Origin of the sequence: Pedococcus bigeumensis, assembly GCF_006438965.1 — a bacterium.
In the GTDB taxonomy this organism is placed as follows: Bacteria; Actinomycetota; Actinomycetes; order Actinomycetales; family Dermatophilaceae; genus Pedococcus; species Pedococcus bigeumensis_A.
Genome location: NZ_RCZM01000005.1, coordinates 456,853 through 481,104 on the forward strand (window position 1 = coordinate 456,853; position 24,252 = coordinate 481,104).

Annotated in this window: 24 protein-coding genes; 12 read left to right on the top strand and 12 right to left on the bottom strand. The window is 70.6% G+C overall.

What is annotated here, in order from left to right; translation table 11 throughout:
• Positions 1 to 16: 16 nt before the first annotated feature.
• The 3 genes from EAH86_RS16245 to EAH86_RS16255 are packed head-to-tail and all read right to left on the bottom strand — an operon-like array spanning position 17 to position 3,097.
• Positions 17 to 904 (bottom strand): ABC transporter permease, encoded by an 888-nt coding sequence (locus EAH86_RS16245; RefSeq protein ID WP_140742601.1) that lies wholly within the window; start codon positions 902 to 904, stop codon positions 17 to 19.
• A complete protein-coding gene (locus EAH86_RS16250; protein ID WP_140742603.1) occupies positions 891 to 1,925 on the bottom strand; it encodes an ABC transporter ATP-binding protein in 1,035 nt (344 codons plus the stop codon). Before EAH86_RS16250 ends, EAH86_RS16245 begins: the two co-directional genes overlap by 14 nt.
• Positions 1,922 to 3,097 carry a LolA family protein gene (locus EAH86_RS16255; RefSeq protein ID WP_140742605.1) on the bottom strand — a complete coding sequence of 392 codons (1,176 nt, stop codon included), beginning with the start codon at positions 3,095 to 3,097 and terminating at the stop codon, positions 1,922 to 1,924. Before EAH86_RS16255 ends, EAH86_RS16250 begins: the two co-directional genes overlap by 4 nt.
• A 114-nt stretch (positions 3,098 to 3,211) precedes the next feature.
• On the opposite strand from EAH86_RS16255, the gene EAH86_RS16260 reads away from it, so the two are divergent.
• Together EAH86_RS16260 and EAH86_RS16265 are read left to right on the top strand one after the other, a co-directional pair.
• Complete coding sequence (locus EAH86_RS16260; RefSeq protein ID WP_140742607.1) at positions 3,212 to 3,868, top strand: response regulator transcription factor; 657 nt, start codon at positions 3,212 to 3,214, stop codon at positions 3,866 to 3,868.
• Entirely contained in the window at positions 3,865 to 5,247 is a 1,383-nt protein-coding gene (locus EAH86_RS16265) for a sensor histidine kinase (protein WP_140742609.1), read from the top strand. Before EAH86_RS16260 ends, EAH86_RS16265 begins: the two co-directional genes overlap by 4 nt.
• Here EAH86_RS16265 and EAH86_RS16270 read toward each other — a convergent pair.
• The 5 genes from EAH86_RS16270 to EAH86_RS16290 form a co-directional block, all read right to left on the bottom strand.
• The gene (locus EAH86_RS16270) at positions 5,233 to 6,906 is read right to left on the bottom strand and encodes an MDR family MFS transporter (protein ID WP_206665853.1); all 1,674 of its coding nucleotides are present in this window, start codon (positions 6,904 to 6,906) and stop codon (positions 5,233 to 5,235) included. The genes EAH86_RS16265 and EAH86_RS16270 overlap by 15 nt on opposite strands.
• Positions 6,906 to 7,538 carry a MarR family winged helix-turn-helix transcriptional regulator gene (locus EAH86_RS16275; protein ID WP_161988680.1) on the bottom strand — a complete coding sequence of 211 codons (633 nt, stop codon included), beginning with the start codon at positions 7,536 to 7,538 and terminating at the stop codon, positions 6,906 to 6,908. Before EAH86_RS16275 ends, EAH86_RS16270 begins: the two co-directional genes overlap by 1 nt.
• A gap of 85 nt (positions 7,539 to 7,623) precedes the next feature.
• Positions 7,624 to 8,070 (bottom strand): MarR family winged helix-turn-helix transcriptional regulator, encoded by a 447-nt coding sequence (locus EAH86_RS16280; protein ID WP_140742613.1) that lies wholly within the window; start codon positions 8,068 to 8,070, stop codon positions 7,624 to 7,626.
• Positions 8,071 to 8,165: 95 nt separating this feature from the next.
• Entirely contained in the window at positions 8,166 to 9,602 is a 1,437-nt protein-coding gene (locus tag EAH86_RS16285) for a pyridoxal phosphate-dependent decarboxylase family protein (RefSeq protein ID WP_140742615.1), read from the bottom strand.
• On the bottom strand, positions 9,602 to 10,990 hold the full coding sequence (locus EAH86_RS16290) for an MFS transporter (protein WP_140742617.1): 1,389 nt from the start codon (positions 10,988 to 10,990) through the stop codon (positions 9,602 to 9,604). The genes EAH86_RS16285 and EAH86_RS16290 overlap by 1 nt, the downstream gene beginning before the upstream one ends.
• Before the next feature lie 104 nt (positions 10,991 to 11,094).
• Between EAH86_RS16290 and EAH86_RS16295 the strand changes: the two genes are divergently transcribed.
• The 3 genes from EAH86_RS16295 to EAH86_RS16305 are packed head-to-tail and all read left to right on the top strand — an operon-like array spanning position 11,095 to position 13,738.
• The gene (locus EAH86_RS16295) at positions 11,095 to 11,661 is read left to right on the top strand and encodes a PadR family transcriptional regulator (RefSeq protein ID WP_140742619.1); all 567 of its coding nucleotides are present in this window, start codon (positions 11,095 to 11,097) and stop codon (positions 11,659 to 11,661) included.
• Complete coding sequence (locus EAH86_RS16300) at positions 11,640 to 13,112, top strand: DHA2 family efflux MFS transporter permease subunit (RefSeq protein WP_140742621.1); 1,473 nt, start codon at positions 11,640 to 11,642, stop codon at positions 13,110 to 13,112. Before EAH86_RS16295 ends, EAH86_RS16300 begins: the two co-directional genes overlap by 22 nt.
• Before the next feature lie 5 nt (positions 13,113 to 13,117).
• Positions 13,118 to 13,738: a hypothetical protein gene (locus EAH86_RS16305; protein WP_140742623.1), complete on the top strand. Its 621-nt coding sequence runs from the start codon at positions 13,118 to 13,120 to the stop codon at positions 13,736 to 13,738.
• Positions 13,739 to 13,771: 33 nt separating this feature from the next.
• On the opposite strand, the gene EAH86_RS16310 is transcribed toward EAH86_RS16305, so the two are convergent.
• Entirely contained in the window at positions 13,772 to 15,670 is a 1,899-nt protein-coding gene (locus tag EAH86_RS16310) for a potassium transporter Kup (RefSeq protein ID WP_206665854.1), read from the bottom strand.
• A gap of 85 nt (positions 15,671 to 15,755) precedes the next feature.
• On the opposite strand from EAH86_RS16310, the gene EAH86_RS16315 reads away from it, so the two are divergent.
• From EAH86_RS16315 to EAH86_RS16325, 3 genes are read left to right on the top strand one after another with little or no spacing between them, the layout of a single operon-like run.
• A complete protein-coding gene (locus tag EAH86_RS16315) occupies positions 15,756 to 16,985 on the top strand; it encodes a pyridoxal phosphate-dependent aminotransferase (protein ID WP_140742627.1) in 1,230 nt (409 codons plus the stop codon).
• Positions 16,985 to 17,410, top strand: coding sequence for a fluoride efflux transporter FluC (locus EAH86_RS16320; RefSeq protein WP_206665855.1), 426 nt, complete (start codon positions 16,985 to 16,987; stop codon positions 17,408 to 17,410). The genes EAH86_RS16315 and EAH86_RS16320 overlap by 1 nt, the downstream gene beginning before the upstream one ends.
• Positions 17,407 to 17,775: a fluoride efflux transporter FluC gene (locus tag EAH86_RS16325; protein WP_140742629.1), complete on the top strand. Its 369-nt coding sequence runs from the start codon at positions 17,407 to 17,409 to the stop codon at positions 17,773 to 17,775. The genes EAH86_RS16320 and EAH86_RS16325 overlap by 4 nt, the downstream gene beginning before the upstream one ends.
• Before the next feature lie 87 nt (positions 17,776 to 17,862).
• On the opposite strand, the gene EAH86_RS16330 is transcribed toward EAH86_RS16325, so the two are convergent.
• Together EAH86_RS16330 and EAH86_RS16335 are read right to left on the bottom strand one after the other, a co-directional pair.
• Complete coding sequence (locus EAH86_RS16330; protein WP_140742631.1) at positions 17,863 to 18,825, bottom strand: hypothetical protein; 963 nt, start codon at positions 18,823 to 18,825, stop codon at positions 17,863 to 17,865.
• A gap of 132 nt (positions 18,826 to 18,957) precedes the next feature.
• The gene (locus EAH86_RS16335) at positions 18,958 to 20,502 is read right to left on the bottom strand and encodes an MFS transporter (protein WP_140742633.1); all 1,545 of its coding nucleotides are present in this window, start codon (positions 20,500 to 20,502) and stop codon (positions 18,958 to 18,960) included.
• A 97-nt stretch (positions 20,503 to 20,599) separates the two neighbouring features.
• Here EAH86_RS16335 and EAH86_RS16340 point away from each other — a divergent pair, with 97 nt between their 5' ends.
• Genes EAH86_RS16340 through EAH86_RS16355 form a run of 4 tightly spaced genes read left to right on the top strand, consistent with a single transcriptional unit; the run spans position 20,600 to position 23,343 of the window.
• Positions 20,600 to 21,577, top strand: coding sequence for a helix-turn-helix transcriptional regulator (locus EAH86_RS16340; RefSeq protein WP_140742635.1), 978 nt, complete (start codon positions 20,600 to 20,602; stop codon positions 21,575 to 21,577).
• A 54-nt stretch (positions 21,578 to 21,631) separates the two neighbouring features.
• Positions 21,632 to 22,087, top strand: coding sequence for a VOC family protein (locus tag EAH86_RS16345; protein ID WP_140742637.1), 456 nt, complete (start codon positions 21,632 to 21,634; stop codon positions 22,085 to 22,087).
• A gap of 34 nt (positions 22,088 to 22,121) precedes the next feature.
• Entirely contained in the window at positions 22,122 to 23,126 is a 1,005-nt protein-coding gene (locus EAH86_RS16350) for a hypothetical protein (protein ID WP_140742639.1), read from the top strand.
• 31 nt (positions 23,127 to 23,157) lie between these two features.
• Entirely contained in the window at positions 23,158 to 23,343 is a 186-nt protein-coding gene (locus EAH86_RS16355) for a hypothetical protein (RefSeq protein WP_140742641.1), read from the top strand.
• 61 nt (positions 23,344 to 23,404) lie between these two features.
• On the opposite strand, the gene EAH86_RS16360 is transcribed toward EAH86_RS16355, so the two are convergent.
• The gene (locus EAH86_RS16360; protein WP_140742643.1) at positions 23,405 to 24,235 is read right to left on the bottom strand and encodes a UbiA family prenyltransferase; all 831 of its coding nucleotides are present in this window, start codon (positions 24,233 to 24,235) and stop codon (positions 23,405 to 23,407) included.
• Positions 24,236 to 24,252 lie beyond the last annotated feature (17 nt).

The window sequence follows — 24,252 nt, forward strand, 5'->3', positions numbered from 1 at the left end:
CCCTCGTCACGCCGCCCTAGCTGGTGATGTCCTTGCCCGCGAACCGCGCCCAGGCCGCCAGCCAGAACACCACGGCATACCCGGCGGCGGTGAGCAGGCCGCGACCGATCTCGCCACCGGCCATCGGGTCGCGCAGCAGGTCACCGAAGGCCAGCCAGTGGTCGACGAGGAGCCAGGGATGAAGCCACCCGAGCTGGGGCACCGAGTCGAGGATCCACGACAAGATCGTGAACACCATCAACGCGATCGCAGCCGCGATCGGCACCTCGGTCAGGGTCGAGATGAACAACCCCACGGCAGCGAGTCCGGCGAGTCCGGCGGCGAGGTAGAGGATGACCAGGACCAGGCGCCATACGGCCGCCCCGAAGCCGATCTGGCTGCCCGACAGGGTGGTCAGCGGGCCGGTGCCGAACAGGGCGATCCCGATTGCGGCACCGGGGAGCGCCACGGCAGCAATGCCCCACACGGCCCCGATGCACAGCGACGCGAACTTCACCAGGAGGAGGCGGGTGCGGTTGACCGGGACCGTGAGGAGGTAGCGCAGGGTGCCCAGGTTGGCCTCGCCGGCGATTGCGTCCCCGGACAGCATCGACATCGCCAAGGGCAGGAACATCGCCATCTCGACACTCAGCGCGGCCAGCGGGACGAACAGGCCGTTCGAGGTGATCGACGAGAGGAAGTCGGGGCCTTCCCCGGCACGCGGCGTCGACATCTTGACGGCGATCGCCATCACGATGGGGACGGCGGCGAGGACGAGCAGACCCGCTTGGTTACGGCGACGGCCGGCGATGATGCGCAGCTCGGAGCGGAGCAGCCGGGTCGACAGTCGTCGCCTCCTCGGGTGCAGCGCCGCGATACCGGGTGCGTGCGAGGTGCCAGCCAGCTCCGCCTCAGCCACTGACATCGAAGCCCTCACCGGTGAGCGACACGAACAAGTCCTCGAGACTCGGCGAGCTGGCCGTGAACGACCGCACACCGACACCGGCGCGCACCAGTGCGGCGACGATGGCCTCCGGTTCGAGCTCCCCCGGTATGCCGCGGACCTCACCCACGTCGGCAATGACCGACTGGACGCCGAGGGCGGTCAGCACCGCCGCTGCCTCCTCGGGCTGGGCGGTCACCAGGTGCAGGGAGACCGTGCCTCCGCCGCGTACCTCCGAAGCCGTGCCCTGCGCGACCAGGCGCCCATCGCGCATCACACCGAGGTGGCTGCAGATCTGCTCGACCTCCGCGAGCAGATGGCTGGAGACGAACACCGTGGTGCCGTCGGAGGCGAGGGACCCGATGAGCGAACGCACCTCGCGAGTGCCTTGTGGGTCGAGCCCGTTGGTGGGCTCGTCGAGCACCAGCAGGTCGCGGGGGGCGAGCAGTGCGGCGGCGATCGCCAGTCGCTGTCGCATGCCGAGTGAGTAGGCGCGATAGCGCTTGCCCGCCGCGGCCGTCAGGCCCACCCGCTCGAGGGCGGTGCCGATGCGAACGCGGGTCGTGCGCGGATCCGCCAGGACGTCGGCCGCGTCGAGTCGTTCGAGGTTGGCTCGCCCTGACAGGTAGGGGTGGAAGGCGGGGCCCTCGACGAGCGAACCGACGCGGTGCAGGGCGATGGTGGCCTGCTGCGGAATGGCCATGCCGAGCAGGCTGCGGCTGCCAGCGGTGGGCTCGATGAGCCCGAGCAGCATCCGGATGGTCGTCGTCTTGCCGGACCCGTTGGGGCCGAGGAAGCCATAGACAGCGCCATGGGGGACGCGCAGGTCGACGTCGTTGACGGCGACCTGGGAGCCGAACCGCTTGGTCAGCCCGTGGGTCGCGATCGCCAGGCTCGCATCGGGCACCGCAGCCCGTGCCGGGGAGGGTGCAGCCGGACTGGGGACATCGGAGGCTCGCCCGACCGGCGCAGCCTGCTCACCCTCAGCTGTGAGCTGGGTCATTTCGACGCCAGCGCGGCATACACCCGCTCCGGGCCGACGGCGCCGATCGCGACACGTCCGTCATCGGTGATCACCACCGTGAAGAGGGTGCCTTCGAGCACGCGGCCGGTGCCCCACGAGCCGGTGGCCTTGGGCAGGAGGCCGAGCACGCGCTGCAGCTGGCCCGTGACCTCACTGGCGGTCCCACCCGGGGCTCCCGACTTGGTGGCGCCGGCGGTGTCCTTGGGCAGGTTGGCCACCGCGACAGCGGTCCAGCCCGCGCCGACGACCTTCGGCTCGGTGTCTGCGGGCGCGGACCCCGGCTTCGCCTCGGATGCGGTTCCCGGCGCGCGGGAAGCGGTCCCGTTCGTGCCGCCGACGTCGCTGCCCAGGGTCGACTGGGTGACCTTGGTGCCCGGCGGGGCGTTGAAGGCAAACTGCCGAGCGGCAGGCTTGGCGAAGTCGACGTGGGTGAACCCGACCTCGAAGGCAGGGTTGGCCGTCTTCGTGGAGAACACCTGCACCCGCAGGGGTACGTGGTGGACGGTGTCGAGCGAGATCCGCACCGACGCGACCAGGCTGGCGGTGTCCTTGGGCTTGAGGACGAGGTCATAGGACTGCTGACCCGCGACGACGGACGCGCCCGACGTCTCGACGCTCGTCGTGGGCTCGATGGCAGACAGCGCCAGCTGTGCCGCCTCCTGCGGCGTCTTGGGCAGCTGGCCCGGGGTGGTGGACGCCGCGCCAGGCTTGGCACCCTCGGCGGGCAGCATGGTGTGAGTCGCTGTCTTGTCCTTGCTGGACCACACCCACAGGTCGCGCCCGTTGCGGATCACGTCCGACTCACCGAGGCTTCCGACCAGCGCCAGCCGCTGTTGCTGCGGACCCGCGAGCCAGACCCGCCACGTGTGTGTTCCCGATACCAAGGAGGTCAAGGAGGACGACCCACCCTGCGTCGAGCCGCCGAGGTTGATGTCGGGCAGGCCGAGGTTGGAGGTCTGCACCACGGTCCCCGAGAGGCCCTTCAGATTGGCCTGCTGCACGTCCACGAGTAGCTGCGCGGCGGACCGGGACGGCAGGCTCGGGTCGGCGCTGGCGACGTGGTTGGCGGTGAGCGCGACGGCACCGATGACGGCGACTGCGGCGGCGGGCGCGGCCCAACGGGTGCGCGGGTGGTCGGTGAACAGGCTCATGGCCTCATCCTGCAGTGCCGGACCTGTGACTTTTCTGAGGGTTGCGGGACCTCGCAGCCCTCGCGTCGGGGTGGTCGGCAGACGGCACCGTGGCTCACGTGCCACAGTGACTGGGTGCGGGTGCTGGTGGTCGAGGACGAGCCTCGGATGGCTGCTGCCCTCGCGAAGGGCCTTGCGGCAGAAGGGTTCGTGGTCGACACGGCGGTCGACGGACCCAGCGGTCTCGAGGCTGCCCGGTTCGGCGGGTACGACGCTGTGCTCCTCGACATCATGCTGCCGAGGATGTCTGGCTATACCGTGGTCCAGACGCTGCGCGCCGAGCAGAACTGGGTGCCGGTCATGCTCCTGTCGGCCAAGGACGGTGAGTACGACCAGGCCGACGGGCTCGACTACGGCGCCGACGACTACCTCACCAAGCCGTTCTCGTTCGTCGTCCTCCTCGCGCGGCTGCGGGCCATGGTGCGTCGCGACCCCGTGCCGCGCGCCACCACGCTCGCGGCCGCGGAGATCCTGCTCGACCCCGCCTCGCGCAGGGTCGAGCTGGCAGGCGAGGTGGTGGCCCTGTCGAGGCGTGAGTACCTCGTCCTCGAGCACCTGCTGCGCGCGCACCCGACGGTCGCCACGAAGGAGTCGCTGCTCGACAACGTCTGGGGGTCCGCGGAGACCGTCGACCCCAACGTGGTCGAGGTCTACATCGGCTACCTGCGCCGCAAGCTGGGCCGCGACCGCATCGAGACCGTCCGTGGCGTCGGGTACCGGTTGCGCGCATGACCGGGTGGTTCAGTCGGCGCAGCCTGCGTTCACGGCTGATGCTCGTGGGCCTGGCCGGGGTCGCGGGAGCACTGCTCGTGGGCGGGATCGTGCTGTATGCCGCGATGGGTGCGGCGCTGGACCGCGCCACGACGGCGGAGGCCAGGGCCGCAGCCCACGACGTCGCGATCCTCGCGGACGAGGGACGCCTCCCCGAGCCGGTGCCCGCGAGCGGTGCCCAGCTGGTTCAGGTGCTCGACGCCCAGAACCGGGTCACCGGGGCGTCGGTGACTGCCGACCGGCTGACCCCCCTCGTGGACCCGACCGAGCGTCGACGGGTTGCGGGCGGCTCGGGCCTTCGGGTGCCGGGCTCTCGCGCCGGACTGTCGGGGGAGCTGCAGGTGGCCGCGGCCGAGGCGGGCCCAGCGACGGCACGCGTCCTCGTCGTCGCGGCGGTGCCGACGGCCGACCTCGACAACAGCCGTCGGGTGCTACGCACCCTCATGCTCGTGCTGCTCCCGCTCTTTCTCACCCTGCTGGGCATCGTGGCCTGGCGGGTCATCGGATCGACCCTTCGCCCCGTGGAGTCCTTGCGCCAGGGCGCACAGAGGATCGGTGCGGCCGCCGACCCGACTGAGCGGCTCCCAGTGCCCCCTACCCGGGACGAGGTGAGCGCGCTGGCCACGACCCTCAACGAGATGCTCGCCCGCCTCGCCTCGGCCAGCGCCCAGCAGCGCAGCTTCGTCGCCGACGCGGCGCACGAGCTGCGCAGTCCCCTCGCCAGCATGCGCACGCAGCTCGAGGTTGCCGCCCGCGTCGGGGACGGAGGCACTCTCCCCGATGAGCTCCTGCCGGAGGTGGGCCGGTTGTCCGCCCTCGTCGAGGACTTGCTCGTGCTGGCCCGCTCCGGCGCCGACGGACACCGTGCCGAGGCGAGGGATGTCTCCGTCGCCCAGCTGGTGGCCGACAGCGAACGGCGCCACGCGTCAGCCCGGGTGCCGGTCCGGGTGCTGCCGTCCAGCGGTCCACGGGAGGCGACGGTGGTCGCCCGTCCTGACGACCTCACCCGGGCCGTCGGCAACCTGGTCGACAACGCCGTGCGCCATGCGGCCACCCGGGTGACCCTCTCCTGGGAACGTCATGGCAACGCCCTCTGGCTCGCCGTGACCGACGACGGCCACGGCATCGCCGAAACCGACCGCGAGCGCGTCTTCGACCGGTTCGCCCGACTCGACGAGGCTCGCGACCGGGACAGCGGCGGGAGCGGCCTGGGCCTCGCCATCACGCGAGAGCTGTTGCGCCGCAATGGCGCTCGCGTCTGGCTCGAAGATGCAGCGCCCGGAGTACGCGCTGTCGTCGCCTTCGACCAAGGCGGTCATGGCGGCTCAGCGTTCGACTGACCCAGCGTCCCGGACGCCAGCGGCCTCCTCGGTCATCGAGACGGTCTCCTGCTTCATCGTGACGGTGGTGCGCAGCGGAACCTCCTTGAGGAAGAGCACTGCGAGCAGGGCCACCGCGGCGAAGGCTGCGCTGATCAGGAAGATGTGACCGGTCGCGTCGCCATAGGCCGCCCGCACGATCGTGGCCATCGACCCGGGCATGTCCTTGAGATCCAAGGTGCCGTTGCTGCCGCCCGACTGCGCGGCTGCGGCCGCCTTCGGCCCCAGCTGGGCCAGCCCGGTGGCGACACTGTCGCGCACGTTGTTGGCCAGCACGGCGCCGAGCACCGAGACGCCGATGGCACCACCGAGCGTGCGGAAGAACGCGATGGTCGCGGACGCCGCCCCGATGTTGCGGACGTCCACGGAGTTCTGCACGGCGAGGACGAGGTTCTGCATCATCGCGCCCATTCCGAAGCCCATCAGCGCCATCGCGATGCCGATCTGCCACATCGGGGTGAGGTGGTCGATCTGCCCGAGCCAGGCGGTGCCGGCGACCAGGAAGACGGCCCCACCGATGATGATGCCCTTCCACCGGCCGGTGCGGCTGACGACCTGGCCGCCCACGGTCGAGGAGAGCAGCAGACCACCCATCAGCGGGATCGTGAGCAGCCCGGCGTGGGTCGGGCTGTAGTCCCGCGAGATCTGGAAGTACTGGGTGAGGGAGGTCGTCCCGCCGAACAGCGCGACACCGACGGCCGCGCTGGCGATGACGACCAGGCCGGTCGTGGCGTTCTTGAGCAGCCGGATCGGGATGATCGGCTCAGCTGCCCGCAGCTCGACGACGAGCGTGAGGGCCAGCGCGACGAGCGTGCCGGCGAGGTACCAGATGGTCTGAGCCGACCACCACGGGAAGTCGTTGCCGGCGAAGGTGACCCACAGCAACGGCAGCGAGGCGGTGACCGCGATCAGAGCAGCGCCGAGGTAGTCGATCTTGGGCGTGCGCTTCGGAGTGGTGATGTGCAGCGTCGCCTGGAGGATGAACAGGGCGATGACGGCCAGCGGGATGCAGACGTAGAACGTCCAGCGCCAGCCCAGGGCGCTGTCCACGATGACGCCCCCGAGCAGCGGACCGCTCACGGTCGCGACGGCCATGACGGCGCCCATGTAGCCGGCATACCGACCACGCTGTCGCGGGGCGATCATCGCGCCCATGATCGACTGGGTGAGCGCGGTGAGGCCGCCCATGCCGAGGCCCTGCACGACGCGGCACGCGATGAGGAAGCCCACCGACCGTGACATCCCCGCAGCGATCGACCCCGCGACGAAGACGACCAGGGACATCTGGACGAGCAGCTTCTTGCTGAACAGGTCGGACAGCTTGCCCCAGATCGGGGTGCTGACCGTGGTGGCGAGCAGGGCAGCGGTGATCACCCAGGTGTACTGGCGCTGGGTGCCGTGCAGGTCACCGATGATCGTCGGCAGTGCGGTCGAGACGATCGTGCTGCTGAGCATCGCGGTGAACAGCCCGGCGAGCAGCCCGGTCATCGCCTCGAGGATCTGTCGGTGCGACATCTCCTCGCTCTCGACGGCCAGTGCGGGAGCGTCCGGGGCGGCGGGCGCGGTTGTCGTCGTGGCGGTGCGTGCGGCCGTGCCGGTGGAAACAGAATTGTTTGACATCAAAGGCTTTCGTGGGTTGCGGCGGAGTTCGGGAGGACGTCGGAGGAGGGTGCGGGGGCTTCGACGAGGCTGGGCGCGAGCGAGGTGTGCCGCGGCGGCGCGGCCCGCTCGCCGGCTCGGCGCAGCGCCTGCTCGAGGGTGTGCAGCAGGCCGGGCAGTCGGGCGACGTCGTCGTCGGACAGGTCGGCCAGGGCGTCGTCGAGGAGCTCGGCGTACTGGTCGGAGATGGTGGCCAGCTGGCTTCGTCCCTCGACGGTGAGCGCGATGTGGCAGGCGCGGGCGTCCGCCTCGTCGCGATGGCGGACGACGAGTCCGTCCTCCTCGAGGCGGGTGAGCGCCCGACTGACGACCGACGGCGCGACACCGGTCGCACCGGCCAGGTCGCCGGGGCGGTCCTCCCCCGGCTGGGTCGCAAGGACCTTGAGGATGGCGAGTGGCGTCCCTGATGCTCCCAGCTGCACCTGGCGCTGACGGGCGATCGAGCGGCTGGCGCGGATCAGGCTGGACAGGGCCGAGACGACCTCACCGGTCGCGTGGTGCGCGTGGACCCGGCGCTCTGGCGAAGGGCCCACCGACCGAGCGGCCTCGGCGCGGCTGAGCCCTGCGGTGCTCGGCGTGGACATGACAGACATGGCGATCCTTTGGTTGCAGAACACAACCATAACTCACGTTAGTTGTGTCAAGCAACTTCCAGCGGAGCGCCTGTCGGCCGAGCGGCTATGGAGCAGTGTCGTTCAGCTGCCGGAGCAGTCGGGCGAGGTCGGACACGTCCTGCGCATCCCAGTCGGCCAGCCGGGCGCGCAGCCGCTCGCGCCGCCCGGACACCGAACGCTCCAGCGCCTCGGCACCCGACGCAGTGAGCCGCACCTGCCGGGCCCGGGCGTCGAGCGGGTCGGGGATGCGCTCGATCAGGCCGAGGTCCTCCAGCGTCGTGAGGTTCCGGCTGGTCGTGGACTTGTGAAGCCCGAGCACGTCGGAGATGTCGCCTCCGCGGGCGCCACCACCGGCCGCAGCCAGGTCTCGCACGGCGACCAGCACGGCATACCCCGCGGAGTCGAGGTCCGGGTGCACATCCGCGGCGGTGCGCTGCTGGGCGCTGCGGGCCCGGCGCAGCAGCCTGCTGAGCTCGATCTCGAGTGCGCCGAGGTCGGACGTGGGAGCCATGCAGGGAGCCTAGAGCCTGCGCCTGAGGTCGTTGCGGGATCGCGCCCGTTCGGATCGCGATGGCCACGAGCGCCGCCGCGGCGCTCGCGGACGGTTCACTGCGTCCGCGGGCGGGAGAGGCGGTCGAGGAACGTCACGAGGAGGGCTTCACGCAGCCGCGGCGGGGCCACATTGAGGAGGGCGTTGACCGGCGCCATCCGCTCGGGCAGGGCCAGCGCCCCGTCGGCGCCCGCCAGGCCGGCGACCTGCAGAAGCCCGTCGAAGGCAGCGTCGTCCAACGTCGCCGGGTCGATGGCACTCGCCGCCGCGGCCAGTTCGGGCGCGACCTGGACCGGGCCGGCGGCCACCGCGGCGGAGACCGACTCCCCAAGCGCCGCCAGGAACTCCGGCACCAGGGGTGCCGTGGCTGCGCTCAGGGTGAGGTGCATCGTGGGCGGCTCCCCGGCGAAGGCCATCTGCGGCTGCACGAACCAGCCGCGCAGCAGCATCTCGTCGCAGATCGTGAACACGTCGCAGCTGTCGTCGGCACGGAGCGCGACGAGCGTGGAGTCGGGCCGTGCGACGACCGCCAGCTCGGGGAGCACAGCCAGACCATCCACGAGCTCCCGTATGCCGTCACCCACCTGCTCCGCCAACGCCGCATAGCCGTCGTCCCCGAGGTGCGTGACGACAGCCCAGGCGGCGGCGAGCGGTCCGCCGGACTTGGTCGACTGCGTGGTCGTGTTGAGCATCGTGTAGCCGGGCCAGTCCGCGGCGGCGAAGAGCTGCGGTCGGCGCAGCCACGCCGAACGGTGCAGGAGCAGCGAGACGCCCTTCGGCGTGTAGGCGTACTTGTGCAGGTCGACCGAGATGCTCGTGACGCCCTCGACCGCGAAGGTCCAGTCCGGCTGGTCGGCACCCTGCCGCCGCAGGTAGGGCAGCACCCAGCCGCCGATGCACGCGTCCACGTGGCACCGCGCCCCAGCAGCGAGGGCGGCGGCAGCAATCGGCGTAACCGGGTCGATCACCCCGTGGGCGTAGGAAGGCGCGCTCGCGACCACGAGCACGGTCCGGTCGTCGATCGCGGCGGCCATCGCCTCGGCGTCGGCACGGAAGGTTCCGGGGTCGACGGGGACGAAGACCGGCTCGACACCGAAGTAGTGCGCGGCCTTGTGGAAGGCGGCGTGGACCGTGGTCGGCAGCACCATCCGCGGTTGGTCAACCTCGGGGCGAGCGTCGCGGGCGGTCTGCACAGCCAGCAGGATCGACTCGGTGCCGCCACTGGTGGCCGTGCCGACGAACCCTTCCGGGGCGTCGAGCAGCCGGCCGGCGAACCCCACGAGCTCCTGCTCCATCTGCAGCAGGCTCGGGAAGGCAGTCGGGTCGAGCCCGTTGGCGGACGCGAACATCGCCAGCGCCCGACGCCCCAGCTCGTCCGCGTCGGCGAGACCGGAGTCGTAGACGTACGCCAGCGTCCGGCCCCCATGGGTGGGCAGGTCACCGGATCGCATCGCCTCCAGGCGCGCGACGACCTCGTCGACCGGCAGCCCCATCAGCCCTCCTCGTTCCTCGTCGGCAGCTCCACGATGGCAGCCCGCACAGCCGACTCGTCGAGCCGGTACCTCGCCAGCAACAACAGGCTCAGACCCACGAGCACGGCGGGCACCAGCGAGAAACCCAACCCGATCGCAGTCACCGCTGAATCCGGTTGCGCCGCACTGGAGTCCGTCGACGACACGTAGCCGCCCAGGGCGAGCACCAGGGCATACAGACCTGGCCCGAGCGCCAGCCCCAGGGTCTCGCCAGCCGTCCAGACCCCGGTGAACACCCCGATCCGGTTCTGGCCGGAGCGCACCGCGTCGACGGCCGCGACGTCCGGCAGCATGGCCAACGGGAACATCTGCGCGCCGGCGTAACCGACGCCGACCACCGCCAGGGCGAGGTAGACCGCGACGACGGGAAGCGACCGCGCGGGGACCAGCGCGATGGCTCCAGCTGCGAGCAGGACGGAGGACGCGGCATACCCCCAGCGTTTGCCTCGGGCGGCGCCCACCCGCTGCCACAGCGGGGTGACGAGGAGGGCCGGGCCGACGAAGCAGACGAAGAGCAGGGTGGACGCAGATGCCTTGCCCAGCACGTGCCGCGCCACGTAGTCGACCCCCGCGAGCATCGCACCGGTCGCGAGCGCCTGGAGGACGAAGGTGCCGAGCAGGAGGCGGAAGTCCCTGGCGCCGGCCACGATCCGCAGCTGGGCAGCCAGACCACCGGCGGACGGACGCACCGCCGTCACAGGTGCAGGAGCAGTCCCTCGCCATGCCCCGAGCACCCCGACGAGGATGAGACACGCGACCACCAGACCCATGACGCGATAGCCCTGGGCCGCCCCGACAGCGTCACGGATGGCGGGTGCGCTGGCGCCGCTCACGAGGATGGCCAGCGCCAGGATCGCGACCCGCCAGGTCATCAGCCGGGTGCGCTCGCGGTAGTCGCTGGTCATCTCCGCCGGCATGGCGACGTAGGGGACCTGGAAGAAGGCGTAGGCCGTGGCACACGCGAGGAAGGCGACCACCACCCACGCCGAGGCCACGCCGCGCGGGGCGGACGGCCCTGCGAAGAGCAGCGCGAAACCCACCGCGAGCCCCACCCCGCCCCGCAGCAGGAAGGGGCGCCGAGGGCCGGTCGGCGACACGGTGTGGTCGCTGATCCGCCCGGCGATCGGGTTGAGGACGACATCCCAGGCCTTGGGCAGGAACACGATGACACCGGCCAGCCCGGCGGCTATCCCGAGACGGTCGGTGAGGTAGGGCAGCAGCAACAGGCCGGGCACCGTCCCGAAGGCTCCCGTCGCGACCGACCCCAGCGCGTAGCCGCGAACCGTGCGGGACGACAGCGGTGGCGTCGCGGGAGCACGTGGCGGCGACGACGGCGGCTGCGTGCTCACGGGCCGACTCTAGGGGCGGGCCCGCACCGGGAGTTGACGATCCCGCGAGGACGGTCCTATATTCCGCGTGGAATATTTCACCCGGAACGATCTGGAAAGCACGGATGCCGCTCTCCCCCCTGGCCATCTCGGCGCTGGCGCTGCTCAACGAGCGCGCCATGCACCCCTACGAGATGTACCAGCTCCTGCTGGAACGCCACGAGGATCGCATCGTCCGGGTCACCCCCGGCTCGCTCTACCGGACCGTCGACCGGCTCACCCAGGACGGCCTGGCCGAGGCAACCGGCACGGCTCGCGAGGGCAACCGTCCGGAGCGCACGACCTACGCCATCACCGACCTCGGTCGCTCGTCCCTGGTCGAGCGGATCCGCGAGATCCTGCGCGAGCCCGTCAACGAGTTCCCCAGCTTCGCCCTGGCCCTGGCCGAGGCCCACAACGCGCCGGCCAGCGCCGTCTGCGCCGACCTGCGCGACCACCTCAAGGTCATCGAGGGCGAGCTCGCCGACATCGACTGCCTGGTCGACAAGGCCAGGGCGCGCGAGGTCGCCGAGGCCTACTGGATCACCGCCGACTACATCCGCCACATGACCGTGGCCCAGCAGGACTGGATCAACGGTTTCATCACCCGACTCGAGAAAGGCGACCTCCCATGGCCGCACCCACAGCCCTGAAGACTGACCTCCCCACGGACTACCGGCCCTGGCCGGCCCTCTGGGCCATGGTGATCGGGTTCTTCATGATCCTCGTCGACTCGACGATCGTGTCGGTCGCGACTCCCGCGATCATGAAGGGCCTGGACTCCGACGTGAACGCCGTCATCTGGGTCACCTCCGCCTACCTGCTCGCGTATGCCGTGCCGCTGCTGATCACCGGCCGCCTCGGCGACCGCATCGGGCCTAAGTACGTCTACCTGAGTGGGCTGGCCCTGTTCACGCTGGCCTCGCTCTGGTGCGGCCTCACCGGCTCGATCGAGATGCTCATCATCGCCCGCATCGTCCAGGGCGTCGGCGCCTCCCTGATGACGCCGCAGACCATGGCCGTCATCACGCGCACCTTCCCGGCGGCCTCGCGCGGCCAGGCGATGTCCCTGTGGGGAGCCACCGCTGGCGTGGCGATCCTTGTCGGGCCGCTTGTCGGCGGCCTGCTCGTCGACGGCCCCGGCTGGGAGTGGATCTTCTTCATCAACATCCCCGTCGGCATCATCGCCTTCGTGTTCGCCGCGCGCCTCGTGCCCAAGCTCCCGACGCACAGCCACTCCTTCGACTGGATCGGCGTGGGCCTTTCGGCCGTTGGCATGTTCCTGATCGTGTTCGGGATCCAGGAGGGCGAGACCTACAACTGGGGCACCATCAACGGGATTCTCTCGGTGCCGCTGCTTATCGTCGCGGGCATCGTCGTCTTCGGGCTGTTCATCTTCTGGCAGAGCCGGATCAAGACGGAGCCGCTCGTGCCGCTCGGCCTGTTCCGGGACCGCAACTTCTCGCTGTCCAACCTCGCCATCGCCGCGGTCGGCTTCGCCATCACGGCAATGGCCTTCCCGTTCATGCTCTACGCGCAGGTCGTCCGCGGCCTGACCCCGACCAAGTCGGCTCTGCTGCTCGTGCCGATGGCGGTCCTCGCAGGCGCGCTCTCCCCCGTCGTGGGCCGCCTCATCGACCGCATGCACCCGCGGACCATCACGGCGTTCGGTCTGGCCCTCTGCTCGGCCTCGTTGTTCCTGCTGAGCATGGTGACGACGACGGACAGCCCGATCTGGCTGCTCCTGGTCCCGATGGGGCTGATGGGCGTCGCGAACGCCTTCATGTGGGCACCCCTGGCCGCCACCGCCACGCGCAACCTCCCGATGGCGTCGGCCGGCGCGGGTTCCGGGATCTACAACACGACCCGGCAGATCGGGGCGGTGCTCGGCAGCGCAGCCATTGCTGCCCTCATCGAGGCACGCCTGACGGCCAACCTGCCCGGCGTCCCGCAGGACATGTCGCAGCGAACCGCGGGCGTGAAGCTCCCGCCACAGATCGCCGACGGGTTCGCCTCCGCGATGTCGCAGACCCTGCTGCTTCCGGCGGCCGTCCTGCTCCTCGGCGTCGTCGCGGCCCTGGCCTTCACCAAGCCGACCCACTGACCCTCGTGGCGCCGGGACAGCGGTTGCGCTTCTGCGGCGCCATCGCGGGAGCGGGTTCGAGCAGTGGCGTGCGCTTCGTCGTGGGGCGATGGGTCGAGTCACCGTTCGGCCCGTTCGCCGACGTGATGGTCGAGGACGCCTCAGGTCACCGCACCCTGCTCGCGCCGAGCGACGACGTCGCCGAGTTCGTCACCCAGACCTACGAGTTCGACGAGGTCTGCACGACGCCGGTCTCGGTCGGCGTCGCCCGCGACGGCTGGGACGTGCACGCGGAAGGCCACCTCGCGGCATACCTGCGCCTCGGGTCCCGTATGCCGCTGGGCTGGCTGTTGCGCGCCGTCCCCCGTCCCGTCGCCACCAGCACGAGGTGGGCCGGCCTGGTCGACCCGGTCGCGCGGGTCGCGCTGCGCGGGGTGCGGACCCGGGGAGTCGCGCTGGAGGGACGCCGCGAGTGGTACGGCGCGACCGACCTGCACTCCCTGACCAGCCTGGCCGGTTCGTGGCGGGGCGTCACGCTGGGGACGCTGGCCGACGTCGACCCGCCGTGCCGGTTCGGTTTCAGCTCGACGCCGAGCACGCCGAGCGTCACGAGTGTGGTGACCACGGTCGCCATCGACGCCCATTGACGTCATCGAGGAGGGGCCGAACCCGACGCCTGCCTAGAGCGCGACCGTGGCCCCCATCGCGACGGTCCGGTCCTCGGGGAGGCGGAAGTACTCGGTGGGCGACGCGGCGTTGTGGGCCAGGCCGAGGAAGATCCGCTTGCGCCAGGTCGTCATGCCGGGGGCGCTCCCGCGCTGCAGGCTGATCCTCGACAGGAAGTAGTAGGCCTCGCCGGGGTCGACGTCGATGAGGCCCTGGGCTCGGGCGAGGGCCAGGGCGGCCGGCACGTCCTGGTCCTCCTGGAAGCCGAAGTTCAACGTGAGGTGGGTGATCGCGTCGTATGGATCGCCGAGGTGGTCCAGCTCGACGCGATCCTCGTCCGCGATGTGCGGCACGTTGGCCGAGACGGTCGAGACGATCAGCACCGTCTCGTGGATCACGTGGTTGAACATGGCGTTCTCGCGCAGGGCCAGTGGCGTCGTCGTCTTGTCCGGGTGCAGGAAGACCGCGGTCCCGGGCACCTGGGTCACCGGATCGGTGTGCAACCAGTCGATGAACGGCGCCAACGGGCCTTCCATGGCGGTCCGTCGCTCGGTGACCATGGTGCGGCCCCGCTGCCAGGTGAGCATGACCGTGGCCACGACCAGGGCAATGAGCAGGGGGAGCCAACCGCCATGGGCCACCTTGGTGAGGTTGGCCGCGAAGTACGTGAGCTCGAGGACGGCGAGGGGGACCCCGATGAGGGCCAGCTGCCACCGCTTCCAGCCCCAGGCCGACTCGGCGAGGATGAGGAACAGCGTGGTGGTGATGAGGAACGTCCCCGTCACGGCGAGGCCGTAGGCCGTGGCCAACCGCTCGGACGAGCGGAACGTCACGAGCAGCACGATCACGCCGGCGAACAGGGACCAGTTGACGGCCGGCACGTAGATCTGGCCCCGCTCGTGGACCGAGGTGTGCCGCACCGTGAGACGGGGCAGGTAGCCCAGCCGCTCGGCCTGGCGCGACACCGAGTAGGCGCCCGAGATCACGGCCTGCGAGGCAATGACCGTCGCCAGGGTCGCAAGCACCACCAGCGGGATCCGCGCCCAGTCCGGGGCGAGCAGGAAGAACGGGCTGCGGGCCGCCGCCGGGTCGTCGAGCAGCAGCGCGCCCTGGCCGAGGTAGTTGAGGGTCAGGCAGGGGAACACGACGATGAACCAGGCGCGGCGGATGGGTGACCTGCCGAAGTGCCCCATGTCCGCGTAGAGCGCCTCGGCACCGGTGATCGACAGGACGACGGCACCCATCGCGACGAAGGCGATGTAGGGGTGCTCGACGAAGAACAGCACGGCGTAGGAGGGCGAGAGCCCCTTGAGGATGGCCGGGTCGCGGACCACCTGACCCAGCCCGAGCACGCCGAGGACCGCGAACCAGAGCACCATGACCGGCCCGAAGAACCGCCCGACCAGGTGCGTCCCGTACCGCTGGACGACGAACAGGACGGTGATGATCACGGCACCGAGCGGCACGACGAGGTGGTCGAGTCCAGGTGCCGGGACCGAGAGGCCCTCGATGGCGGACATCACGGAGATGGCCGGGGTGATGACGCTGTCACCGTAGAAGAGCGATGCCCCGAGAACCCCGAGGACCATGACGAGGGCATAGCGCTTCCCGTTGGTGCGCACCGCGTTGCGCGACAGCGCCGCGAGGGCCATGACGCCGCCCTCACCGTCGTTGTCGGCTCGCAGGATGAACATGACGTACTTGACCGAGACGACCACCGCGATCGACCAGAAGACCAGCGAGATGACGCCGTAGACGTCCCCCGGGGTGGTCTTGACCATGTTGTGGTCGATGGAGAAGACGGTCTGGATCGCGTAGAGCGGGCTGGTCCCGATGTCACCGAAGACGACTCCGAGGGCGCCGACAGCGAGGGGGAGCCAGCCCTTACGGCCCGCAGAGTGGGTGCTGGTCACGAGAGCCGATCCTCCCACGTCCCGGGGCGTGGGACGCGCGCGTGGCGGCGGGCACGCGGCACACCTCGCCTGAGAGACTGCACCCGTGCGCCGAATCACTCAGTCCCGCAAGCTGCACCAGGTCCGCTACGACGTGCGCGGGCCCATCCTCGAGGAGGCACAGCGCCTCGAGGCCGAGGGACACAAGATCCTCAAGCTCAACATCGGCAACCCGGCGCCGTTCGGCTTCGAGGCACCCCAGGCGATCCTGCAGGACATGGTCCACCACCTGCCCAACTCGCAGGGCTACAGCGACTCGCGCGGCATCTACTCCGCCCGGACCGCCGTCGCGCACTACTACCAGTCGCGCGGGCTGACCGACACGCACGTCGACGACGTCTACATCGGCAACGGTGTCTCCGAGCTGATCTCGATGGTGCTCACGGCGTTCGTCGACGACGGCAACGAGATCCTCATCCCGGCCCCGGACTACCCGCTGTGGACCGGTGCCGTGACCCTGGCCGGCGGGACACCCGTCCACTACCGCTGCGACGAGTCCAACGGCTGGAACCCGGACCTCGCCGACATCGAGTCCAAGATCACCGAGAACACCCACGCCCTGGTCGTCATCAACCCCAACAACCCGACCGGTGCCGTCTACAGCGACGCGATCGTGCGCGGCATGGCCGACATCGCCCGGCGGCACAACCTGGTCCTGATGTCCGACGAGATCTACGAGAAGATCCTGTTCGCCGACGACGTCATCCAGCCGGTGCACCACCACACCGCGACCTTCGCCGGCGACGACGTGCTCTGCCTGACCTTCAGTGGGCTGTCCAAGGCCTACCGGGTCTGCGGCTACCGCGCCGGCTGGGTCATGGTGTCCGGACCGAAGGACCTCGCGGCGGACTTCCTCGAGGGGCTGACCCTGCTGGCCAACATGCGGATGTGTGCCAACGTCCCGGGCCAGCACGCGATCCAGACCGCGCTCGGCGGCTACCAGTCGATCGAGGAGTACATCCACCCCGGTGGCCGGTTCTACGAGCAGAGCAAGACCGCGTGGCGGCTGCTCAACGAGATCCCGGGCGTCAGCTGTGTCGAGCCGCACGGTGCCCTCTACTGCTTCCCACGCCTGGACCCGGAGGTCTACCCGATCGGGGACGACCAGGAGTTCGTCATCGAGCTGCTGCGGGCCAAGAAGATCCTCGTCACCCACGGCACCGGCTTCAACTGGTTCGAGCCAGACCACTTCCGGCTCGTGACGCTGCCCGACATCGAGGTCCTCACCGAGGCGATCGGGCGGATCGCGGACTTCCTGGAGACCAAGCGCGCCTGATGCGCGTCGTCCGGGCGGGTGACGCTGGGCTGCTCGGGGCTGTCGCCGCGGGCGGCGTGCTGGGTTCCCTCGGCCGGTATGCCGTGGGGCTGGCCCTGCCGCACCCGGCTGGGTCGTTCGTGTGGTCGACCTTCGTCGTCAACGTGACGGGGTCGTTCGCGATGGGGGTGCTGGTGGTCTGGGTGCTGTCGATGGCGGCGCCCCACCCCTGGCTGCGACCGTTCCTCGGAGTGGGCGTGCTGGGCGGCTGGACCACCTTCTCGTCGTACGCCCTGGACCTCCACACGATGGTGCAGGCGGGGCACGGACTGGTCGCCGCGGCATACCTCCTGGGGTCGTTGGTCGTGGGGCTGGTGGCGGTGGGGCTGGGCATCAGCCTCGGCGAGCGCGCCTTCGGGAGGCGACCGTGGGTGGCTCGTCGATGAGCGTCTCGTCGGTGCTGCTCGTCGCGGTGGGGGCGGCGCTGGGAGCTCCCCTGCGCTTCGTCATCGACCGGTGGGCGCGCGAGCACACCCGGGCCGGGACGATCCTCGGGACGCTCGTCGTCAACGTCGTGGGGTCGTTCGTGCTGGGTCTCGTCGCAGGGGTCCCACATCCGGCCAGCTGGCTGATGCCGTTGGTGGGCATAGGTTTCTGCGGCGCGCTGACGACGTTCTCCACGCTGGCCTTCGAGGCGTGGGTGTTCCTGGAGGAGCGGGCGTGGAAACCCTTTGCTGCCAACCTGATCCTGACCCTCGGCCTGGGCCTTCCGGCCGTCTGGCTCGGCTACCTGCTCACGGCGCATGCCTAGCCACCTAGCCACCTAGCCAGTCGAGTGGCCACGACACGCTGGGGACGTCGGGCGCACGTCAGCGTGTCGTGGCCACTCGACTGAGGATCAGCGGATCTCCAAGCCCGCAGGGTCGAGGTCGAGCGCTCGGGCGAACCTGCGCAGGCACGCGATCCGGCGCCCCGGTTGGTAGACGTCCGCGGCATAGATCTCGAGAACGGTCCAGTCCTCGTCGTCGGCCACTGCCCTGCGGTCCGCGTCGTAGCTGCGCTGTCGGATCGATGCATGGTCGCGGCCCTGGTACTCCCCGACCACGCGCTGGGCCTCCCACACGAGGTCTCCTTCCAGCAGCCACTGTCCATCGCGTCCGTGCACATCCCGGTTCACCATCGGCTCCGGGAAACCAGCACGAACGAACATCAAGCGCGCCCTGGTCTCCATCGGCGAACGCACGGGCGCCCGGACGAGCTCGAGCGCCGACCCCAGCACCACACCACCGCGGGGCCGCACCCGGCGCGACAGTGCCTGCCGCAACAGAACCGGCCCGATTGACCAGTCGGGCAGGTCTGACCCCGGATCGGGCGGCCCAGCGAGCCGGGTGGCGACCTCATCCCCCACTACGACGAGGTCATCTCTGAAGAGGCCTCGATCGAGCACCTCACCAAGGTCGACCCACGTATCCACGAGACCAGTGAGCGGAAGCCCGAGTCGGATGGCCGTCCCCCGAGCCTCGAGTCCTCGGTGGCCGTTGCAGCCCGTCCTGCGGATCCGGTTGCGGTGCGTGACGCGGAGGACGTCCAGCTCGGTCTGAGCGGCGACCACGTCAGGCAGGGCCAGGCCCCACAGCTGAGCGGCGGTGACGTGGCTGAACGCGATGTCGTCAGGCAGGGCCGCGCGAAACGCGGTCGCTCGGGCGAAGACGTCCTCGACGGGAGCCGCGGACCGGACCGACCTCGTGGGAATGTGCAACGCCGCGTCGCGCAGCCGCCACTGCGGCACCCCCGCTCCACGCGCCACGTCGAGGGTGAACGGGCCGGTGAGGAGATCGGCTGGCAGCCAGCGCAGGGACATCGGTCCACTGTGGTGCGCGGGCCGATGCGACATTCGGGACTGTCCACAGGCAGCCAGACGAACGGCCGCGACACGCTGGGCGCGATGGCTTCGCGTCAGCGTGTCGTGGCCACTCGACCGGGCGCCCGGTAGTCAGTGGGTGGGCGCACCCTCCGGCGGGGCGCTCATCGTGGCCGGCAGCTGGCGGGCCACCACGGCGGCCACGACCATCAGGCCCACGAGCACGGCGAGCGCGGCCTCCATCCCGGGCCGGAACATCTCCGCCGGCACCCGCGAGGCGTGCGCGTCGACCACGGAGAAGAACAGCGAACCCACGACCGCGACACCGGCAGCCCCGGCCAGCTGGCCGGTCGTGCTGAACAGACCCGAGGCCGAGCCTGCCTTCTCGACCGGCACGTCGGCCAGGGTGAACACCCCGATCGGCGACACCATCAGACCGAAGCCGGCGCCGGCCACGATGAACCCCGGCAGGAAGGACCAGAGTGAGGTCGAGGCATCGGCCGAGTGGACGCTGATCCCGATGAGCACCGCGCCGACGGCCCAGGTCACCGCTCCGATCTGGAGCACCGTGCGGCCGATCTTCGGCGCCAGCACCGCGACACCGAGCCCTGCGAAGACGGTCGTCGTCAGCGCGAAGGGCACACCGGCCAGTCCCGCCCGCAGCACCGACCAGCCGAGGCCCGCCTGCAGGTAGATCGTCTGGCACAGGAAGTAGGAGCCCATCGCCATGAACAGCAATGAGTTCATCGCCGAGCCTGCCGCGAACGCCCGACCCCGGTAGAGCGTCAGCGCCACCAGCGGCTCACGCCCAGCCCGCTCGGAGCGGACCTGCGACCGGGCGAAGAAGCCGAGCACCACGAAACCGGCAGCCATCGCGGCATACACCCAGACCGGCCAGCCAAGCTCGCGTCCCATCGTCAGCGGGTAGAGGATCGCGAGCAGACCCACCGCGAGCACGCTGACCGAGCCGAGGTCGATCCGCGGGCGCTGTGCCGCAATGGATTCCGGCACCCACCGCAGGGCGGCCAGGATCGCCAGCACACCGAACGGGACGTTGACGAGGAAGATCGAGCGCCACCCGAGGCCACCGAGGTCGGCCTCGGTCAGCAGGGCGCCGATGACCGGGCCGAGCACCGCCGACAGCCCGGCGAGACCGGTGAACAGTCCCATCGCCTTGGCCCGCTCGTGCGGTGCGTACATCACCTGCAGGCTGGACAGCACCTGCGGGATCATCGCCGCGGCGGCGAAACCCTGGAGCGCGCGGAAGCCCACGAGTGTCTCGGCGTTCGGCGCGAACCCGCAGGCCGCCGACATCAGCGTGAACCCTACGAGCCCGAAGACGAAGACCCGCTTGCGGCCGAACAGGTCACCGAGCCGCGAGCCGGTGACCAGGCCGACGGCGAACGCCAGCGGGTAGGCCGCAACCATCCACTGGAGCTGCGCGGCACTGGCGCGCAGGCCGGTTTCGATGGTCGGCAGCGCGACGTTGACGATGGTCGTGTCGAGCAGCTCCATCGTCGACGCGAGGAACAGGCTCATCAGGGCGATGGTCCGCGCCCGACCGACGGGCAGCGCACTGCGCGCGATGACCACTTCCTCCTGCGGTGCGGGCTGGGTCTCGACCGGCGGGTATGCCGTGGGCTCCCCTTCGTGGGTGGCCTCGAGGGTGGTGGTCATGTCCTTCTCCTGACGCTGGTTCGGGATCTCCTGTCACCAACCACGCTAGGAGGGCTTCCGGTCACTTTCTGTCCGCTTTATGGTGCACTCTGGACCCATGGCCAACACCAGCTCACGGACCCTGCGCCTGCTCTCCCTGCTCCAGACCCACCGGTTCTGGGGTGGCCCGGAGCTGGCCGACCGCCTCGAGGTCTCCGAACGCACGCTGCGCCGCGACGTCGAGCGACTGCGCGAGCTCGGCTATCCCGTCGACTCGGTGCGTGGTGTCGAGGGCGGCTACCAGCTGGGCGCCGGCGCCACGATGCCGCCGCTGACGGTGGACGAGGACGAGGCGATCGCCATGGTGGTGGCGCTCAACGGCGCCGCCCAGCTGACGTCCGGCGCGTTGTCGGAGGCGTCGGTCAGCGCCCTGTCCAAGGTCGTCCAGGTGCTGCCACCCAAGCTGCGCCGCCGGGCCGAGGCGTTGCGCGCAGTCACCGACGACTCGCCGTTCTCCGAGGCTCCGGCGGTCCACGCCGAAGTCCTCGCCGCAGTGGCCCAGGCGACGCGTGACTGCGAGCGCATCCGGTTCACCTACCGCGCCCGCGGCGGGCAGGTCGCCGGTGAGGACGTCCGGCGTCACGTCGAGCCGCACCGCCTGGTCACGGTCGGACGGCGCTGGTACCTGCTGGGCTACGACCTGGACCGGCAGGACTGGCGCTCGTTCCGGCTGGACCGCCTCACCGAGCCGTTCGGGACCCGGTCACGCTTCCGGGCGCGCGAGGTCCCGGGAGGTGACGCGGCGGCATACGTGCGGAAAGGCCTGTCCCGCAACGAGACCCGTGCGGTCGTTCGCGCCCTGGTGCAGGCGCCCGCGGCCGACGTCGAGCCTCGCACCGGCCGCTGGGCGACGGTGACATCTGTGGACGACCACACCTGCCGGGTCGAGATGGATGCCGTGAACCCGCAGTGGGCTGCCTTCGGGCTCGGCGTCCTGGAGGCCCCGTTCACCCTCGAGGTGGCGACTCCCGAGCTCCGGGCTGCGCTCGCCCAGTGGGCGTCACGCTTCACCGCGGCGCTCGAACCCGCCGAATGACCGGGCGCGCCTGACGATCAGCGGGTGACAGACCCTGGTGGAAGACTCCGCGCCATGACGCCCACCTGGCAGCTCGCCGTCGACTGTTCCGACTCCGCCCGGCTCGTGGCCTTCTGGTGCGAGGCCCTGGGCTACGTCCCCGAGCCGGCCCCGGAGGGCTGGGACTCGTGGCTCGCCTACTGGCGTGCCGCCGGCATACCCGAGGATGAGCTCGAAGGCGCCGACGAAGGCAGCGGCGCCATCATCGACCCCGACGGCGTGCGACCGCGCATCTGGTTCCAGGAAGTGCCCGAAGCCAAGAGCGGGAAGAACCGCCTCCACCTGGACATCCGGCACACGCCGGGTCGCGAGGCGATGCCGTATGCCGAGCGCAAGGCGAGCGTGGACGCGGAGGTGGAGCGGTTGGTCGCCCTCGGTGCGACGGTGGCCTACGTCAACGCGCCGGAGGGTGCCGACCACTACGCCATGACGTTGCGGGACCCCGAGGGCAACGAGTTCTGCGTGGTGTGACGGCCGGCCCGCAGCCGCCTGAGAGGCTGGCCCCGTGCTGACCACGAACGACATCGCCAAGTGCGAGAGCTGGTTCGACGACCACGGGCTGCCCTACTTCGTCGAGTCCGGCCACGAGACGATCCAGCGTGCCCTGGCCCCGCGCGTGATCGGGCTGTGGGCGCTCATCGCCCTCATCCCGGCCGTCGTCGTCACCGTCGTCACGCTCAACCTCGGCGCCGCCGCCGGTGCGGCCGTGGCCATGGGTCTCGTCGTCGCGGCCGCCATCGCGCTGGGGCGCGCGATCCGGGTCTTCCGGGTCGGTCGGATCGGCCGCTGGGCCCTGGCCCACGCCTGGGAGAACCGGTCGCTGATCGGACCTCTCGCAACCCGGGCGCTGCCGTTCCTGTTGCTGTTCATCACCTTCCTGTTCATCAACACCGAGGTGTGGCAGGTCTCTGCGGCCTTGCCCCCGCCCCTGCTGTGGGCCTGCGTCGGCATCTTCGCGCTGCTGGCCGTCGCCTTCCTCGCGCCCTCGTTCGCCAGCGAGATCGAGTGCGTCGGCGTCGAGGTGGAAGGTGAGCAGCTCGTGGCCACCTGCAAGGGCACTCCTGTCGCGTCCGCAGCCCGCGAGATCCTCGCCGAGCCCCACCTCGCGACCGAGGTGGCCGGCATCCGGCTGCCGAAGCTCCAGCGACGCAACCTCATGCTGATGCTCTTCATCGCGCAGGCGATCCAGATGCTGTCGCTGGTCGTGATCGTCTTCGGCTTCTTCGTGGTGTTCGGGTCGATCGCCATCCGACCCAGCGTCATCACCACCTGGGTGGGGGCTCCGCCGCACTACACGGGCCCCCTGCACCTGATCTCGGACGAGCTGTTCTCCGTGGCGGTCTTCCTGTCGGCGTTCGCCGGTCTCTACTTCACCGTCCAGGCCGTGATCGACCAGAACTACCGGCGCGAGTTCTTCAGCCGGATCCAGGACGACCTGCAACGCGCGATCGGTGTTCGCAAGGTCTACGTGGCACTGCGCGCCCACCTCGCCACGACGCGAGCCGACTAACTCGGCAGCCACCACGACGTAGGCTCAGCGCGTGAACCGTCGCGTCTCGCTCGTCATCGGTGTCGTGCTCGTCCTCGTCGGAATCGTCTGGACCCTGCAGGGCCTCGACATCCTGGGTGGGAGCGGCATGAGTGGGGTCCGCGTCTGGGCGGTCATCGGACCGTTCGTGGCCCTGGTCGGGGTCGTCGTCGCACTCGGGGCGCGCCGCAAGACCTGACGCGTTGGGTATGCCGGTCGGCAGCGACCGAGCGCGGCCGCCTTGGCGGAGGTCACAGCGGTCAGCGCAGGACGAGCACGGCCACGTCGACCAGGGCGATTCCGATGGCCGCGGCGAACGGTCCCCGGCCGCGACCCGTCACCGCCACGGCGGCGAGAACCGCGCAGCCGGCCAGGCCAATCCATGCCGCAACCGGCACGACGCCGCCCGGACCCAGTGTCGCGACGACGGAACCGGCGAGCAGCACGACCGGGGCCACCACGCGCACCCGGGCCGCGCCGAGCCGCTGGGGTAGGCCTCGCACCCCCGTCATGGCGTCATCGGCCAGATCCGGCAAAGCGTTGAGCAGGTGGGCCCCCACGCCGAGCACCGCCCCCGTCGCGACCATCCAGGCCGGCGGCAGCGACCGACCTGGCGACGCGAGCGACACCACGGCCGGTAGGGCACCGAACGCCACGGCATACGGCAGGGCGGACCAGACGGTGCGCTTGAGGCCGAGGTTGTACGCCCAGCCGGCCGCCACACCCAGGCCGAGGTGGATGACAGCAGATCGCCACCCGCAAGCGAAGGACAGGACGAGGCAGGCCACACCGGCAACGCCGATCGCCCCGCGTACCAACGCTTCGGAGAGTTCGCCGCGCGCGAGTGGCTTGTCGGTGCGCGCCACGGCCCGGTCCCGGGCGGCGTCGATGAGGTCGTTGGACCAGCCGATCGTGAGCTGCCCTGCGAACACTGCGGCCGTGACGACCAGGCCGGACCGGAGTCCGTGCCCCAGGGCGGCCGCGAGCAACGCCGTCAGAACGGTGACGGCACCGGTCGGACCCGGGTGACAGGACCGGACGAGTGCAGCGACCCGCGCTCGAGGCGGCGCAGACGCGGGCTCGGTGGGCACCGCCCCACCCTAGGTCC